At 54.7% G+C, this 17,197-nt stretch carries 11 protein-coding genes; 6 read left to right on the top strand and 5 right to left on the bottom strand.

The annotated features are described in order from the left end of the window. A complete protein-coding gene (locus tag ACH5Y9_RS08115) occupies positions 1-3,192 on the top strand; it encodes an efflux RND transporter permease subunit (RefSeq protein ID WP_445369217.1) in 3,192 nt (1,063 codons plus the stop codon). After that, complete coding sequence (locus ACH5Y9_RS08110; RefSeq protein WP_445369216.1) at positions 3,189-4,658, top strand: efflux transporter outer membrane subunit; 1,470 nt, start codon at positions 3,189-3,191, stop codon at positions 4,656-4,658. Before ACH5Y9_RS08115 ends, ACH5Y9_RS08110 begins: the two co-directional genes overlap by 4 nt. A gap of 365 nt (positions 4,659-5,023) precedes the next feature. Here ACH5Y9_RS08110 and ACH5Y9_RS08105 read toward each other — a convergent pair whose 3' ends face one another. Then, a complete protein-coding gene (locus ACH5Y9_RS08105; protein ID WP_445369215.1) occupies positions 5,024-6,238 on the bottom strand; it encodes a PepSY-associated TM helix domain-containing protein in 1,215 nt (404 codons plus the stop codon). A 13-nt stretch (positions 6,239-6,251) separates the two neighbouring features. After that, a complete protein-coding gene (locus tag ACH5Y9_RS08100; protein WP_445369214.1) occupies positions 6,252-8,678 on the bottom strand; it encodes a TonB-dependent siderophore receptor in 2,427 nt (808 codons plus the stop codon). A 285-nt stretch (positions 8,679-8,963) separates the two neighbouring features. Here ACH5Y9_RS08100 and ACH5Y9_RS08095 point away from each other — a divergent pair, with 285 nt between their 5' ends. From ACH5Y9_RS08095 to vapC, 3 genes are all read left to right on the top strand, one after another. Next, positions 8,964-9,713, top strand: coding sequence for an IS5 family transposase (locus ACH5Y9_RS08095; protein ID WP_445366335.1), 750 nt, complete (start codon positions 8,964-8,966; stop codon positions 9,711-9,713). Between the two features lie 84 nt (positions 9,714-9,797). Continuing rightward, a complete protein-coding gene (locus tag ACH5Y9_RS08090; protein ID WP_033156185.1) occupies positions 9,798-9,992 on the top strand; it encodes a type II toxin-antitoxin system VapB family antitoxin in 195 nt (64 codons plus the stop codon). Then, positions 9,989-10,378: a type II toxin-antitoxin system VapC family toxin gene (vapC, locus tag ACH5Y9_RS08085; protein ID WP_319960805.1), complete on the top strand. Its 390-nt coding sequence runs from the start codon at positions 9,989-9,991 to the stop codon at positions 10,376-10,378. Before ACH5Y9_RS08090 ends, vapC begins: the two co-directional genes overlap by 4 nt. A gap of 27 nt (positions 10,379-10,405) precedes the next feature. On the opposite strand, the gene ACH5Y9_RS08080 is transcribed toward vapC, so the two are convergent. Both ACH5Y9_RS08080 and ACH5Y9_RS08075 read right to left on the bottom strand, forming a co-directional pair. Further along, positions 10,406-11,371, bottom strand: coding sequence for a FecR domain-containing protein (locus ACH5Y9_RS08080; protein ID WP_319960804.1), 966 nt, complete (start codon positions 11,369-11,371; stop codon positions 10,406-10,408). 6 nt (positions 11,372-11,377) lie between these two features. After that, a complete protein-coding gene (locus tag ACH5Y9_RS08075; protein WP_319960803.1) occupies positions 11,378-11,881 on the bottom strand; it encodes a sigma-70 family RNA polymerase sigma factor in 504 nt (167 codons plus the stop codon). A gap of 514 nt (positions 11,882-12,395) precedes the next feature. On the opposite strand from ACH5Y9_RS08075, the gene ACH5Y9_RS08070 reads away from it, so the two are divergent. After that, complete coding sequence (locus ACH5Y9_RS08070; protein WP_445369213.1) at positions 12,396-15,563, top strand: hypothetical protein; 3,168 nt, start codon at positions 12,396-12,398, stop codon at positions 15,561-15,563. A 6-nt stretch (positions 15,564-15,569) separates the two neighbouring features. On the opposite strand, the gene ACH5Y9_RS08065 is transcribed toward ACH5Y9_RS08070, so the two are convergent. Next, positions 15,570-16,961, bottom strand: a complete 1,392-nt coding sequence (locus ACH5Y9_RS08065) for a glycoside hydrolase family 30 protein (RefSeq protein WP_445369212.1) — start codon at positions 16,959-16,961, stop codon at positions 15,570-15,572. Positions 16,962-17,197: the final 236 nt, after the last annotated feature.

The following is a 17,197-nucleotide window of genomic DNA, read 5'->3' as shown; positions in this document are numbered from 1 at the left end:
ATGGATAAATTCAGTCATTTTTTTATCGACCGGCCGATATTCGCGGCGGTGTTGTCGATTGTGATCGTGTTGGTCGGCAGTCTGGCATTAATCGGCCTGCCGATTGCCCAATACCCGGAAATCGCTCCGCCCACGGTCGTGGTCAGCACCAACTATCCCGGTGCCAATGCCAAAGTCGTTGCGGAAACGGTGGCAACGCCAATCGAGCAGGAAGTGAACGGCGTGGAAGACATGTTGTATATGTCGTCGCAGTCCACCAACAGCGGCGCGATGTCTTTGACCGTCACCTTCAAACCCGGCGCCAATCTGGATAAAGCCCAGGTTTTGGTGCAAAACCGAGTGGCGCTGGCCGAACCTAAGTTGCCGGAAGAAGTGCGCCGCCAAGGTTTGAGCGTGAAAAAGCGCAGCCCGGATTTAAGTCTAGTGGTTAATCTGGTTTCGCCGGATAAACGCTACGACAGCGTTTATATGAGTAACTACGCGCTGCTGCAAATCCGCGACACCTTGGCGCGCTTGCCCGGCGTGGGCGATATTCTGTTGTTCGGCGCCCGCGATTACAGCATGCGCCTGTGGCTAAATCCGCAAACCATCGCCGCCCGCAACCTGACCGCCGCCGAGGTAGTGAATGCGGTGCGCGAACAAAACGTGCAAGTGGCGGCCGGGGTGGTGGGTCAGCAACCCTCACCAAACAGCGCCGAATACCAATATACCGTCAGCACCCTGGGCCGCCTCAGCACCCCCGAGCAATTTGGCGAGATCGTCATCAAGCAAGGCGACAACGGCCAAGTGACGCGCCTCAAAGACGTGGCGCGCATCGAACTGGGCGCCAAGGATTACAACTCCGGCTTGTATCTGGACGGCGACGAAACGGTCGGTCTGGCGATTTTCCAACTGCCCGGCTCCAACGCCATCGATACCAAAAAGGCGGTGATGGCAGCAATGGAGAAGCTGAAAACCCGTTTCCCGGAAGGCCTGGATTACAAGCTAGTTTACGACACCGTGGTCTTCGTCGAGCAATCGATAGACGCGGTGGTCGAGACCCTGTTCGAAGCCTTGCTGTTGGTGGTCTTGGTGGTGATCGTGTTCCTGCAAAACTGGCGAGCAGCGGTGATTCCGTTGCTGGCGGTGCCGGTTTCGTTGATCGGCACCTTTGCGGTGATGTCGGCTTTGGGGATTTCCTTAAACACCCTGTCGCTATTTGGCTTGGTGCTGGCTATCGGCATCGTGGTGGACGACGCCATCGTGGTGGTGGAAAACGTCGAACGGCATATCGCCGAAGGCCTGCATGCTCGGGAAGCCACGCGCCTGGCCATGTCCGAAGTGGTGGGCCCGGTGGTCGCCACGGCCTTGGTGCTGGTGGCGGTATTCGTGCCCACGGCTTTCATCACTGGCGTATCCGGCGCGTTTTACAAACAGTTTGCCTTGACCATTGCGGTGTCCACCGTGATTTCGGCGTTTAACTCGTTGACACTGAGCCCGGCCTTGTGCGCTTTGCTGCTGGACCGCGCTCACGACAACAAGGACGCGTTCACCAAAGTCTTCGACAAACTGTTCGGTTGGTTTTTCGGCGCGTTTAACCGGTTTTTCGAGCGTTTCAGCCTGGGCTATTCGCGTTTGGTCGGCCGTTTGATCCGCGTCACCGCTCTCGTTCTGGTGCTATATGTCGGCCTGAACGGCTTGAACTTCCTGGCATTTGAGAAAGTACCGACCGGTTTTATTCCGCAGCAAGACCAAGGCTATCTGGTGTTGTACGCGCAATTGCCGGACGCCGCATCGCTGGCCCGCACCCAGGACGTGGTGCAGCAGGCCAGCAAGATCATTCTGGATACCCAGGGCGTGCAACACGTCAACGCCTACGCCGGCTGGTCAGTGCTCAGCGGGGCGAATCAGTCCAATGTGGCCACCATGTTCGCCCGCTTAGGCGAATTTACCGACCGGGCCGGTCACCCCGAATTGCATGCCGACGAGATCGTCAAAAGCCTTACACAGCGCCTGAGTGTCATTCCCAACGCCCGCATCGCCGTGTTCGCGCCGCCGCCGATTCGCGGCATGAGTTCGGTCGGCGGTTTTAAGCTGCAAATTGAGGACAGAAACAACGCCGGCGTGGACGAATTGCAGCGCGTCACCAATGAAATGTTGGGCAAGGGCAATCAACAGCCCGGTTTGGTGGGTTTGTTCAGCACGTTTAGATCCGGCGTGCCGCAATTGTTTGTGGACGTGGATAGAACCCGGGTGAAGGCGATGGACGTACCGTTGAAAGACGTGTTCGATACCTTGCAAATTTATCTGGGCTCCCTATACGTCAACGACTTCAACGCCTTCGGCCGCACCTACCAAGTCACCGCACAATCCGACGCCCCATTCAGGATGTTGCCGGGCGATATTGACCAATTAAAAACCAAAAACCGCCAAGGCGGCATGGTGCCCTTGGGTGCTGTCAGCGAGGTCAAAGAAATCGCCGGCCCGGACAAAATCACCCGTTACAACATGTATCCGGCGGCGGAAATCAACGGCGGCACCCTGCCCGGCATCAGCTCCGGCCAGGCCATCGACACCATGAGCAAACTGCTGTCCGCCGAGTTGCCGCCCGGCTTTGATTTTGAATGGACCGAACTGAGCTTGCAGCAGGTCTTGGCCGGCAATGTGGCGATGCTGGTATTTCCGCTCAGTGTGATCTTCGTCTTCCTGGCCCTGGCCGCGCAATACGAAAGCTGGTCGCTGCCGTTTGCAGTGATTTTGATTGTGCCCATGTGTATTTTGTCGTCGATGACCGGGGTGTGGTTGAGCCATATGGATAACAATATCTTCACGCAAATCGGCTTCATCGTACTGGTGGGGCTGGCGAGTAAGAATGCGATTTTGATCGTCGAGTTTGCCAAGCAGCGCCAGGAAAGCGGCCTGAACCGCTTCGAAGCCGCCGTGGAAGCCTCGCGCATCCGCTTACGGCCCATTCTGATGACCTCGTTTGCCTTCATCATGGGCGTGTTTCCTTTGGTGATTGCCCAAGGCGCCGGCGCTGAATCCCGGCGTCTGCTGGGCACCGCGGTGTTCAGCGGCATGATCGGCGTGACGGTGTTCGGCTTGTTACTGACGCCGGTGTTTTATGTAGTGGTACAAGCCATTGCCCAACGCTTGCGCCCCACAGCCACCGATTTAACCAGTCATCAACCTGTAATTGAGGCCCACAAATGAGTCTGCGCCCCTCCAAACGCCGGCATCAGGCCCTGAGTGCTGCCGGCCTGCTCGGCTTGCTGCTCAGCGGCTGCGCGGTCGGACCGGATTATGAATTGCCGGCCACTGCGGATTTACCCGCCAGTTTTGCCAACGCCCAAGAGTTTTCTGATCGCGGCATCGAAGAGCAGTGGTGGCAGCTGTTCAAAGATCCCCAATTGAGCGCATTGATCGACAACACCATCAGCCACAACTACGAACTAAAAATCGCCCGTGCCAATCTGGCCGAGGCCCGCGCCTTGTATCTGGAAACCGGCCTGAACCTGTTGCCCACCGTGACCTCGCATGCCAATTACACCGAGCAAAAGCGTAGTACCGGCTCATTCAATAACCGCACCGGGGTTTTTCCGCGCGAATTGAAGTTGTACAACACCGGTTTCGATGCCTCCTGGGAAATCGATTTCTTCGGCCGGGTGCGGCGCAACGTCGAGGCCAGCAACGACGAAGTCGAAGCGCAAGAAGCCAGTCTGCGCGACATCGGCGTCAGCTTAATTGCCGAAGCGGCTCGTAACTATTTTGAATTGCGCGGTCTACAAAACCAATTAGCGGTCGCCCGCAAAAATGCCGACAATCAGGCGCAAACCCTGGAGCTAACCCGCGTCAAATTGGAAAACGGCCGCGGCACCGAGCTGGACACTTCAAGAGCGCTGGCGCAATTGGAAAGTACCAAAGCAGGCATACCGCGCCTGGAAAGCGCCATCGCCCAAGCCATCCATAGGCTCAGCGTATTGACTGGGCAAATGCCGGACGCCTTGACAGCTACCCTTTCGCAGTCGGCGCCTCTACCAAAAGCCCCCGATACCATCCAAATCGGCAACCCGGAGCAACTCCTGCGCCGCCGGCCGGATATTCGGGTTGCCGAACGCAGCTTGGCCGCCGCCACTGCCCGCATCGGCGTGGCCACGGCCGACTTATTCCCGCGCGTGACGTTTGTTGGGAGTCTGTCGTTGGAAGCCAGCACCCTGTCCGGCTTGGTCGCTCCGGGCTCGGAATCTTATTCAGTTGGCCCGAAAATCAGCTGGGCAGCATTTGATTTAGGCCGAGTTTACGCCCGCATCAAAGCCGCCGACGCCCGCGCCGAAGCGAGTTTGGCGCAGTATGAACAAACCGTACTAAATGCCTTGGAAGAAACCGAAAACGCCCTGGTCAGCTACAGGCAAGAACGCGCCCGCCGCAGCTCGTTACTGGCTGCGGCGCAAGCCAGCGAAAAAGCCGCTGAATTGGCGCATCTGCGCTATCAGGAAGGCATAGCGGATTTTTTGACGGTGCTGGATAGCGAATTAAGGTTGTTGCAGGATCAAAGCCAGTTGGCGCAAAGCGAAACCGCCACCGCTACCGCGTTGACTGCGGTTTACAAGGCTTTGGGCGGCGGTTGGGCGGAGTCGCCCGAGACAGCGGGTAAGCTGGAGACGAGTCTTATCCAATAGGCTTTTACGATTAACCCTCAAGCGATTGTCGCGCCGCCTCTACCAAGTTTGTTGGCAGGGGCGTTTTTTTATCCCGCCCCCACCCGCCGAGCCAATCCAAATACGAGAGACTAAGCAATTAGCCGGCTACTTTGTGTAACGCTGTCCAAACCTACGCATGCCAATTAGCGCTGATCCGTATCAAAAACCGTTCGCCCTGAGTTTATCGTTGGGGTGAGGCACCAACCGCAACACGACAACCATAAAACCACCCGCAAACCATCGGCAACCCAACAATAAAGTGATTGATCACTTTTAGACCATCAATATTGGGATAGGCCATCATGTTGGGGTTCTTGCCTCACCCCTACGGCCCTGCGACAAGTTTAGTTAGGCTTTCGAATACGCACTTGTTTTGCAGCCCTTCGCTTTTGTAGCCAGCGAATCAAACCGGTGACGAACAGCGCCGCGCAAACCAGCCCACAGGCCAATACCAGCACACGGCCCGGTAGGCGCAGGAACTGGCCGGAATGCAACGGCCACTGCCACTGTAAAAACACGTTGCCGGCCCCGCCGGACAAGGGCGTGGCAACATGCAGAATTTTCCCGTCGGATTGGTCTAAGACTATTTGCCAACGGCCGCGAAACACACCGCCAAAATCGACGTGTTTGGTAAAAATGAACGTCCCATCGGCAGCATCGGGCAGTTTCAGCCAATACCACTGGCCGGCCGGCGTGGCTTGGTCGGCCAGAGTCAAGGCTTGTTCTGCCGAGAGGGGCTTAGTGCCAGGGCGAGCGACGGACTGGAACTGTTCCAACGGCTTGGTTGGCGAGAAGCAATCGACCAGCCAGCGAAATGGCTCGCCGAAATTAAAATACACCCCGGACAGCATCACCCCGAACAGAATCAAGCCGCTGTAAAAACCCAGGGTTTTGTGCAGATCGTGGTTGAAACGCTCGACACTGGCCCGCGGTTTGATCGTCAACGCGCTGCGCCAGCGCCCGGTCAGCGGCCACCACAAAATCAAACCGGTCAGTACTGATATGGCACTTAAAATGGCGGCGCTACCGACGATCCAGCTGCCGTCGTCCCAATCCAGCAGTAAGGCATAATGCAGCTTGAATACAAAACCGATCAGACTGCCGGCTAATAAATCGTCCGCATGCTCCCACAAGTGGATGCCCGTGACTCGGGCCGTGTAAGGGTCGACGAAGGCGTTCCAGGTATGCTGACGTGCCTCGCCGCCGGCCGGCTGCTCGTAAAACAGCCAGAAGGCTTGTTCGGCGTGGCGCGGGTAATAAATGTAGCCGCGTTTGGCGTCGGCCGGCATCGCCGCATCGGCGGCCGCGACAATCTCGTCCAGCGGACGGTAAGACGCTACGCCCCCTGCCGCCGCCGAAACCTGATGCAAGGCCGGGTTCAACACCGCATCCAGCTCCTGCCAGAAGGTAATGATGCTACCGGTCAGGCCGGCGATCAATAAAACCGACCCGGCCAGCAAGCCCAGCCACAAATGAATTTGCAGCCAGAATTTGCGGCGGCGTTTTAGCTCAGTTAAGCGCCGGGCGGAGTGGGAAAGTACCGGTTCAGCGTTGCCCATCCCCTGCCCCGTCTCAATATTCCAAACGAATCGAACCAAAAGCCATCAGCGGTTCCGCCGGGTTGTTGGACCAGGTTGCGCGTTGGATGTAATACTGGGTCGAAGACACGTTGTTGATGTTGACCTGGGCAGTCAGGCGGGTCTTGCCGATATTCATACGATAAGCCGCCATTAAATCCAGGCGGGCATATGCGTCGTCATAAAAGCTGTTGTCCCGGTCGCCGTAGCGCAAACCGGCGGCATAGATACCGGCGCCGACGCTGAAGCCCTTTAGGAAATCCTGTTGAAAATCGTACTTCATCCACAAACTACCGGAATGTAGTGGCGCGTAAGGTAAACGGTTGCCCTGAACGCCGGAGTTGTCCTTGGTAATTTCGGTATCGGTATAGGCGTAGGTACCGATCACGCTCAGTGCATTCGTCAACTGGCCGCTGACATCCCATTCCAAGCCCTGGCTGCGCGCTTCGCCGATGGCAACGCTGAGGTTTGGCGTCACCGGGTCGGGCGTCAGCACGTTTTGCTTGGTCAAATGGTAGTAAGCCAGAGTGCTGGTTAAATTGCCGTCGAAGAACGAGGTCTTGATACCGCCCTCGAATTCCTCGGAAGTCTGCGGCGCAAACGGCTTGCCGGACGCCTGCCGGCCGTTGTTGGCACCGAAGGACTCGACATAATGGCCGTACAACGACAACCAGTCGCTCGCCTCGTAGAGAATGCCGACGCGCGGGCTTAAATTGTTTTCCTCAATATCGTCGTATGCGGCACCGGCCAACGCCAAATCCTGATCGGAATAGCCGTAGCCGTAAGTCGAGATGTCGTAACGCAAACCGCCCATGACATGGAGTTTATCCCCCAACGTGATCTCGTCCTGACCATAAACCCCAAACCACTCATTGTCTTCGATAGCGCTATAACCAAATGGTGGCTGCATGGCGGCTTGTACATCAAACAAGGGCATGCTCTGGAAAATGTTGACCGTATCCAGAGCACGCGCCGTCGCTTGGTCGCGCGTGCGCTGATGGTAATAATCGCCACCGATCAGCATGTTGTGGTCTATGCCAAAGGTATTGAATTTGCCGGTCAAATCCAGATACACGGTTTGAGTATCGTACCCCAAACCGCCAAACCAGGCGCCGCGCGGCGTATCGCCGTTTACCGCCGCCTTACCGTCGGCATAGGTTTCTTGCAAATTGGCGTCACCTTCGACAATGACCATACCGTTTCTGATCTTCCAGTTATCGTTGAAGCTGTGCGACCAATTGAAATCGACCAACCAGTAGGAGTCCTTGTCCGCCAGCCCCTGCTGGGCGAAGGTTCGAGAAATCGGCGCCGGCGCGACCCGGTTGCCGGTCACCGGCAATCCCGAGTCGTACGTTTTTTCGTCGTCCAGGTATTCCACCGAAAGATTCAGCTCGGTGCGATCCGTAGGCTTCCAGCTCAGACTGGGGGCGAAAAATATCCGGTCGTTAAAGACGTTGTCCCGAAACGAATTGCTATCGAGATACGACATGTCCAAGCGGTAGGCCAGCGATTTGTCGTCAGTGACCGGACCAGTGGCGGTGGCTTCGGTGCGGTAATAATCGTAGGAACCAAAGCGTTGTTCGATCGAATAGTAAGGGTCGGCCAAGGGCTTTTTGGTCACCACGTTGATCAAACCGCCGGCTTCGATACGACCGTACAAGCCGGAAGCCGGACCTTTGACGACTTCAACCCGGTCCAGGTTGGCAAAGTCGGCGCTGCTTTTTTGCATGCGGATGCCGTTGCGATAGTAGTTGCTTCTAAAGCCCAATTCAAAGCCGCGCACCACGTACGCATCGGCACCACCGGTGGTGCCGCCATTCGAAGACTTTTGCTGCACGCCGCTAACGTTTTTCAAGGCATCCTGCAAACGGAAGGCTTGTTGATCGCGAATGACTGCTTGCGGAATCACCTGTACGGACATCGGAGTTTCCATCAGTGCCGTGTCGATTTTAGTTGCAGTTGAAGCGTTTCTCCGATTGTAATCCGGGTTATAAGGATCAGCCGAATCATAAACCGCCTTTCCCTCCACCTTCACCGCCGGCAATGTCGATACGTCAGCAGGCGCTTCCGCCACTTTAATCGCCACCGCATCACCCGCCGTAAACGTGTAGGTCAAGCCAGTTCCCACCAACAACTTCCGCAAGCCCTGCTCCACGGTAAATTCGCCGTCCAGACCCTGGCTAGTTTTGCCGTCGGTCAATCGGGCATCTGCCGAAAGCATAATCCCGGCGTTGCCGGCGAACTGGCTTAGCGCATGGCTCAAGGTGCCGCGGCTGATGTGATAGCTGCGCTCGGTACCGGCGGGTTCGGCGGCAAGCGCGGGCATGGCCGCCAGCGAGGTTGCCAGCACCAACCCGGTCATGGCCTGTTGCACGCTGCTGCTGGTTTTGTCGATGCGGTACTTGGGTTTTCGCTTGGACATGGGGTCACTCCCTTGGTTTGTTTAGGTTTCAATTCACTTGCCAATCGAAACGGAAAAAAGGGAACCGCAAAGGTGAATTTTTTTCGATTATTTGCAATTATTTTTTTATGTTTTTAATAATCAAATAGTTACTAACCTATGCTTTTTATAGGCTTCTCCGTGCATCATTGTTCAACTGCGCGGTTTGCCTGGTAAATAGGGGCTGTTGCCATTTTGAAACGATAGCCTTGAAATCGAACGGCTCTGCCTCATTGATTGATTTTTCAATCAGAAGACAAGTGAGCTATGCCGCGACAAATGTTTACGGATGCATACTGGAATAAATTCAAAGCCATCCTGTTAAGCCTGGGGATTTATGACAAGCCTTCGCTCAGGCAAACGGTAGAAGGGATTTTTTATCGCATGCGAGTCGGCTGCCCCTGGCGAGACCTGCCTGCCACGTTTGGTAAGTGGAATGCAGTCTACAAACGGTTTAATGCGTGGTCACTGCAAGAAAAACTGATGGGCATCTTTCGAGGCCTGGTTGTGGCACCGGATTTGGAATGGACCTTTATTGACGGCAGTATCGTGAAAGCGCATCAGCATAGTAGTGGTGCGGCTCATGAACAGGATGCCGCGATTGGGAAATCCGTTGCGGGTCACACCACGAAAATCCATATGGCCGTTGATGCCTGTGGGCTGCCTATTCATTTCTCGATCACCGGTGGTGAAGTCCATGACTGCAAAGAAGCGCCGGAATTAGTGGCTAAACTGCCTTTGGCTGACTACACGGTCGCTGACAAAGGCTATGACAGTGAACCTCTACGGATTCAAATTCGAGAGAAAGGGAGTGTCCCTATCATTCCTAGAAAACAAAATTCAATCGTCGGGAATGACGGAATGGATTGGTGCCTCTACCAATATCGCCACCTCGTTGAAAATGTCTTTGCGCGATTGAAACATTTCAGAGCCATCGCGACGCGATATGACAAATTGAAACGCAATTTTGAAGGCGTTGTCGCTTTGGCCTGCGCTTTTATTTGGTTACCCATGTAAAACGGCAACAGCCCCTAGTATGGGCGGAGACAAATCGCTAGTTGTGATGTATGATTTTCAAAAATCATACACACGGAGATTCCGATGCGGACCAATATCATGATTGATGAAGCGCTAATGGCCGATGTTTTAAGCGTGACAGGCATTAAAACCAAGCGCGAAGCGGTCGAACAGGGCTTAAAAACTTTATTGATGCTAAAGCAGCAGGAAGCCATCAAAAAAATGAAAGGTCAATTAAAGTGGGAAGGCGATTTAGATCAAATGCGGGCTGAGCGGTGATTTTGGTCGATTCCAGTGTTTGGATCGATTATTTCAACGGCACGGAAACCATCGCTACCCAAAAACTGGACGGTTTGCTAGGTGCAAAGCCTGTCTGCACGGGTGATTTGATTTTGATGGAAGTGTTGCAGGGTTTTCGCAACGATCAGGATTACCAAACCGCAAAAGCGATGTTATGTGCTTTGCCCATACACACAATGCTCGGTAGGGAGATTAGTTTAAAGAGTGCGGAAAATTTTAGAAGTCTACGCAAGCAAGGTATCACCATTCGCAAAACCATCGACACCCTGATTGCTACTTTCTGTATTGAAAAGCAGATGCCATTGTTGCATTCGGATAAGGATTTTCTGCCATTCCAACAGCTTTTGGGCTTGCAGGTTATTTGAGCCTGCCATGGGCCGCCAGCGCAAAACTCAACGCCGCTCAATCCTCACCCACAACGGCGACACTTGCGAGACTTTGACCGGCAAGGTTTTTTCCAGCTCGGCTAGAATCCGGTCGGTGTCGTGAATGGGGTAGGCACCAACGATGCGCAGTTCGGCAATCTCCGGCGCACAGGTGATGTAGCCATGGCGATAGCGATTGAGTTGCACCACAAATTCGCCGAGTGGCTGATTGTCCGCCAACAAAAAGCCTTGGGTCCAGGCCGGTTGATCGAGTTCGGTGGGTTGAATGGGGGCGATGGCTTGGGCGTTAAACTGGGCTTGCTGTCCGGCGCTTAAGGTCTGGCGACTGGCGCCGGGGCCGCTTGGGGTGATCTCCACGGCACCGGCGTAGACACTGGTTTGGCTTTCTTCATGTTGTTGGTGAACACTGAAGCGGGTACCAATTGCCCTAACCCGACCTTCCGCACTATCTACGACGAACGGGCGATGCTGGCCGTTGCTGTCCGGTGCGGTTTCAATATAAATTTCGCCGCTTAGCAGGCGGATTCTGCGCAAGTCAGTTGAAAAGTCAACGTCGATAGCACTGGCCGCATCCATCTCGATGCGGCTGCCATCCGCCAAGCTAAGGCTGCGCGTGGCGCCTATGCCGGTTCGGTAATCAGCTCGCCACCCTCTCAGATAATCGGACCGCCACAACTCAAAGCCGGACAAGCCTACCGCAGCCAAAATCACCAAGTTTTTAAGAGCCTGACGGCGCTGCATATCCGGCGAGCCTAAGGCCGCCGCTGCGGTTTGCGTGGGCAGGCCATCGAATTTATGGGTAAAAAATTCCACCCGAGACCAAGCCGCCCGATGCGCAGGATGCGACGCCAGCCAAGCCTGCCATTGTTGCTGTTCAGTTTGACTGGTAGCGCCTGATTCCAATACCGCAAACCATTCCGCTGCCTCTGCCAGGATGCGGGGGTGAATGTCTGGATGATGTCGTTTGGCCATGATTGTTTATAGTGTGGCGGTCAGGCAATGCAACATCGCTCGGGCCATGTATTTTTTCACCATCCTATCGGAAACCCCCAAGCGTTGCCCTATCTGTACATAAGTTAAGCCATCCAGTTGCGACAGCAAGAATGCGCTACGGACTTTGGCGGGTAGTTCGTCCAGCAAGGCATCGATTTCCTGTAGGGTGGCGAGGATGATGGCATGCTCTTCGGGCGATGGCGCCAAGGGCTCCGGATACGCCGCCACGGAATCCCAGTAGGCTTGTTCGATAGCAGAACGGCGCCACTGATTGATCAACAAGCCTTTGGCAATCGTCGTCAGGTAGGCGCGCGGCTCGCGAATGGCTTGCATATCCTGTGCGGTAAGGACGCGCATGAAGGTATCGTGCGCGTGGTCTTCGGCCTGCAAGCGGCATTGAACGCGGCGGTTTAGCCAACCGAGCAGCCAGGAATGATGCTCTTGGTAGAACTCAGCCAACCCTTTGTCGGGCATTATTGTGGCTGTCATGATTTATGTCCTTCAGCGTGCAAAATGAGTGTGAATCCAATCAAGAATAAACAGGGGCGGACAGTGTGTTGTGTGCTCATGGAGGTTGCCACAATCAGGGTAAGGGCCAATTCAGACGCGCGATTTCTTATAAAAACCTATAAACAAAGCAAATTTAGGGCCGAATATAGGGCTTTGACTGCCCCTGTGCGTCGCTTGCGAGCTTATTATTTTATTTCAAAGGCTTACAGGAAGTTTTTCCGAAGTATTAACTGGGAACTAACTGTAGTTCAGCGATTTTCCTGGATAAATACGACGAGAAAAGACTGCTTAGGCGGGGATTTGACCGAATTGGTTTATGGTATATGACGCAGTTTAATTGTTTAAGCGCTCAGCAGGCTGTTAAACCATGCAGTCTGCACACATCAGCCTTCTTTTTTAAAGCGAACTGTCACCGCGTAGGAACCATGCTGGCACTTAGTAAAACGCTTGCTAGAGTTGTAGTACTTTCAATCCCGAAAACAACGGTATCCCCATGAATCAGCCCCGCTATTTCTTCGCCGGTGACCAATGCTTTGTCATCGAACGGTATAACGACTGCGCCCCCTTCGCCAGCTTTCTGCCGGGGATTGCCGGCATGCATGGACGTCCAGAGTGGGTGTTTTATGTCAATCGCGGCCAGGCGATTGCCAGTTTTGGGGTGCGGAATAAAGACGGTGCGTTTTTAGAGTTTTTCCCGGCTGATAAAGCGTATCAACTGACGCCGTCGCGCGGTTTTCGCACTTTTCTTAAAGTTGGCGATGGTCAGCAAACTCGTACTTACGAGCCGTTTCAACGTGGCGCCGGGCTGGAGGTGAAGCAACGTCTTTACGTGACTCCGCATGAAGTAGGCGTGGAGGAAGTCAATCCCCCACTGGGTTTACGCTTGCGCGCCGACGTGTTCACGCTCGCCGAAGCGCCGGTTGCCGGGTTGCTGCGGCGGGTGGAAATTGCCAACACCACGGATAAAGCCCTACACCTCGAGATCGTCGATGGCTTGCCGCAAGTGCTGCCGTATGCGATGAACCAATGGATCCTCAAATTCATGAGCCGTACCTCCGAGGCCTTTATGCGGGTGGAGGACGTGGCGGAAAATCGGCCGTTTTACCGGCTGAAAGTCTGGCCCACCGACAGCCCGCAGGTGGAAGAAGTGGTTGCCTGCAATTTCTTTGTAGGCGTTTTGGATGGGCAGTTCAATCAAGCTATTGTCGATCCGGAGCGGATTTTCGGTTTGGCCGGCGATTTTTCGCAAGCGGAGCGATTTTTTTCAGACCAGCCCTTGGACTTTGCCGAGCAAGTCTGCGGCAATCAAACGCCGGCGGCGTTTCAACATCTTAAGCTGTCTTTGCAGCCCGGTGAAAGCCGGGTGTTTTACGGGGTTTACGGGCATGCCGGTTCCCTCGAGATTTTCGATCAATTTCTGATTGAAGCCGCTCAACCGAACTATTTTGAGAGCAAACGCGCAGCCAACCGGCGCTTGGTGAACGACATCAGCCAACGCGCGTTCACCGCCACCGCCCAGCCGCTATTCGATGCTCACGCCCGGCAATGTTATCTGGACAACGGCTTGCGCGGCGGCTTTTCCATGCCGGTGCCGGGCGGCGCGCATTTATATCTGTTTGGCCGCAAGCACGGCGATCTGGAACGCGATTACAACGATTTTTTATTGCAGGACACGCCCTATTCCGAAGGCAATGGCGATTTTCGCGACGTGCTGCAAAACCGGCGCATGGACTTGTTCTTCGATTCGGGCTTGGATGCCAAGAACATTCGTTACTTTTTCAACCTAATTCAGCCGGATGGCTATAACCCTTGCGCTTTGCGCAACTCGCGGTTTGTCGTGGATGCACCGGCAAATTTTGCGCCGTATTACACCCGTTTCCCTGCATTGGAACCCTTATTACACAAGGAATTTAAGTACGCGGAACTGGTGGAAACTCTGGGCACCGCGGACGATGCGGAAAACATCCTGACTACTGTTTTGTCCCACGCCCAAGAAGTGGAAGATGCTGAATTCGACCGCGGCTATTGGTCGGATCACTGGACCTATTTGGTGGATTTATTGATCAGTTACGCGGCGATTTTTCCGGATCGCTTGGCCGGTTTATTTCAGGACAAAACCTACAGCTTTTTCGACCCGCCCCATCAAGTGGTGCCACGCGCGCAAAAGTATGTGGTCACCGCAAACGGTGTACGCCAATACAATGCCGTGCGCTATTGCCCGGAGAAAAAGGCATTGATCGATGCGCGACAGCAGCGCCGCTATCAAGTGCGTTCGCAAGCCGGTCACGGCGACATTGTCTACACCAGTTTATTGGGGAAGATACTGACGCTGGTCGCCAACAAGCTGGCGACGCTCGACCCTGCCGGCGTAGGTATCGAGATGGAAGCCGATAGGCCCGGTTGGTGCGATGCGCTAAACGGCTTGCCCGGCATTTTGGGTTCGTCGGTCAACGAAACCATCGAGTTGAAGCGCCTGGTGGATTTTACCTTTAGCGCTCTGAACCAATTGGAGGAAGCGTGCGCCGTACCCGTTGAATTGGCCGACTTTGTGACGGCGTTGCATAAGGTGTTAATCCGCACTGATTTGACGCCGGAGCTGTTCTGGCAGGCAAGCGGCGCGCTAAAAGAAGCGTATCGGCAACAGGTATTCATGGGCTTTGCGGGTGCCGAACAGGCTCTGGCGCTGAGCGACATCCAAGCCTTCTTGCGCTTGGCAACCCGTTACCTGGACGCCGCCATCGACAAAGCCCGCACACCCCAAGGCATAGTCACCTATTTTGCGTACGAGGCAGAGCACTATCACGAACTGGACACCGAGGGCATTGCCGTGACGCGCTTCCAGCAAAAGCCACTGCCGTTATTCCTGGAAGGTTTTGTGCACGCCTTACGGATCGCCGGTCCGATGCAAGCGCAGACCCTCTATCAAGCCGTGCACAATTCGGATTTATACGATGCCAAACTGGGTATGTACCGAGTCAATGAACCCTTGGGTGACAAAGCACTGGACCTAGGGCGCATCGGGGTTTTTAACTACGGTTGGCTAGAGAACGGCTCGATCTTTTTACACATGCATTACAAGTTTGTACTGGAGATGGTGCGTGCCGGCTTGGTCGAAGAGTTTTACGCCCACATTGAAACGCTCTTGCTACCGTTTCACGATCCGGACACATACAAACGCAATCCCATCGAAGCCTCCAGTTTTCTGGTCAGCAGTGGCTTTACGGTCGATGTCCGGCAACACGGACGCGGCTGCGTGGCCCGATTATCCGGCGCTACCGTGGAGTTTTTGCATTTGTGGACGCATCTATTCGTCGGGCCGACACCGTTTGTGTTTGTGGATGGCCTATTGGCGTTTAAATCGACACCGGTGTTGGCTGCCGCGTTTTTTACCGCTGAAGCACAAATTGCCACGCCGTTTGTCGAGCATGAAACCTTGCCGACCGCTAGTGCGACCTGCACGCTCTTCGGTTCGACGCTACTGGTTTACCTCAATCCGCAGCGCCGGAATACTTTTGGTCAGGAGGCGGTCAAACCGATTGAGTACCGGTTGTATGGTCGAGACAGCACGACACAGACCCTAACCGCAGCCAGTGTCTCCGGCCCGGCAGCAGAAGCCTTGCGGTTAGGGCAATTTCGCCGGGTCGATGTACTACTGGGCTAAATGCCGCTAGGCTGCCCACACATAGGTAGCCACTGCTCTGCCCGGTATCTCAACAAGCGCGTTTTTGCCTTGATAGTGGATAGCAAAGGCTTGCGGCTCGGCTGCGTCGTTTAACACGATCAATACGATAGAACCCGCCGGCGTGCGGAAGGCCACGTTAGGTAAATAGTCGTTTTGCACGCCGGAAGCAATCCGCACGGATCCGGGCCTGACAAATTTGGCCGCGTGGGCAATCACGTAATAAGCAACATTGCGTGTGACCTGATCGCCGTCTATCGTCAACGCGCCCACGCAGCGGGCTTCCCCACCCGGCGTGTGCGGCCCGCAAAACGGATCGGAGGCCAAATTCCATTCCAACGCCGCCCTACTCCAGTGCCGCAACGAACCGATCAGCACGTGGCGGGCGTGCCACATTAAATCGCCACCAAACTCGCCGTCCGAACCCACCCATTGTTCGGTGAAATACAGTTTCATATCGGGGTAAGCTTGATGCGCTTCCGATAATACCGAAATATCACCGCTATACAGATGCCAAGCGGAGCCGCTGAGATACTGGCGAGCCTCGGCGTCGGCGAATACCGTCAACGGGTACTCTTTGACATCGCAATTGTGGTCCCAGCAAAACACTTCCACGTCGGTTAATCCCGCTTCGCGCAAGGCCGGCCCCAGATGATGCTTGATAAATTCGGCCTGTTCCGGCGCTTCCATCACCATGCTGGGCTCATTTTTTTGATTGAGCGGTTCGTTCTGCGGGGTGATGGCGTGGATCACGATGCCCTGCTCACGCATGGTTTGCAGGTATTTGATCAAGTACGTCGCGTAGACCGCATAGTATTCCGGCTTCAGTTTACCGCCGATAAACGCCTGGTTGGTTTTCATCCAGCGTGGTGCCGACCAGGCGGTGGCGATAATTTTCAGCGTAGGATTGAGCGCCAGAATGTCTTGCAGTAGCGGAATAACGTCCGTATCGCCGGCGTTCAGGTTAAACCGGGCAAGTTCCAAATCGCTCTGACCATCAGGCATGTCGTCATAGCTAAAGCACCGCTCGCTTAAATCGGAAGCACCGATGCTGAGCCGCAAACAACTGACGCCGATCCCGTCACCATCAGGCAAAAATAGTTCCTGCAACAAAGCTTGCCGTTCGACGTTGGGCAGTGCAGCAATCAGCATGGCGCTGCCGCCGGTCAAGGAGAAGCCAAAAGCTTCCACGGTTTGATAAACATCGCCGGTATCGACCGCTATTACCGGCACATCACCGAGAGGGTTGTTAAAACCAAAACCACTGGTCTGTGGTTGTAACAAGGCTTGCTGGTCGGCAGTCGTCAGCCAAATCTCTATAGGCTCGCGCCCCTCGCTTTCGGAAGATAGTGATTGAAAAGCGTTGGTTTGCTTAGACATGAAAGCCCTCATGGTTAGTGCGGAAGCGGTTCCGCCGGATTTAATACAAACAGCATGGCGCTATATTATCGACTTTGCTCAGGCTAGCCAGTTAATTTTCCCGCCTGTTTAATGCCATCGTGAAAACTGCACAATCCACACATTGTGTTCAGGGTCTCAGGCTTTTTGTTAGGCAATGTCATAAAACCGTCAAAATCACTTATACTGCGATTTCCGTTTTAACGTATGGAGATCGG

Source organism: Methylomonas sp. BW4-1, from assembly GCF_052474385.1.
This window is presented reverse-complemented; position numbering and strand designations above follow the sequence as displayed.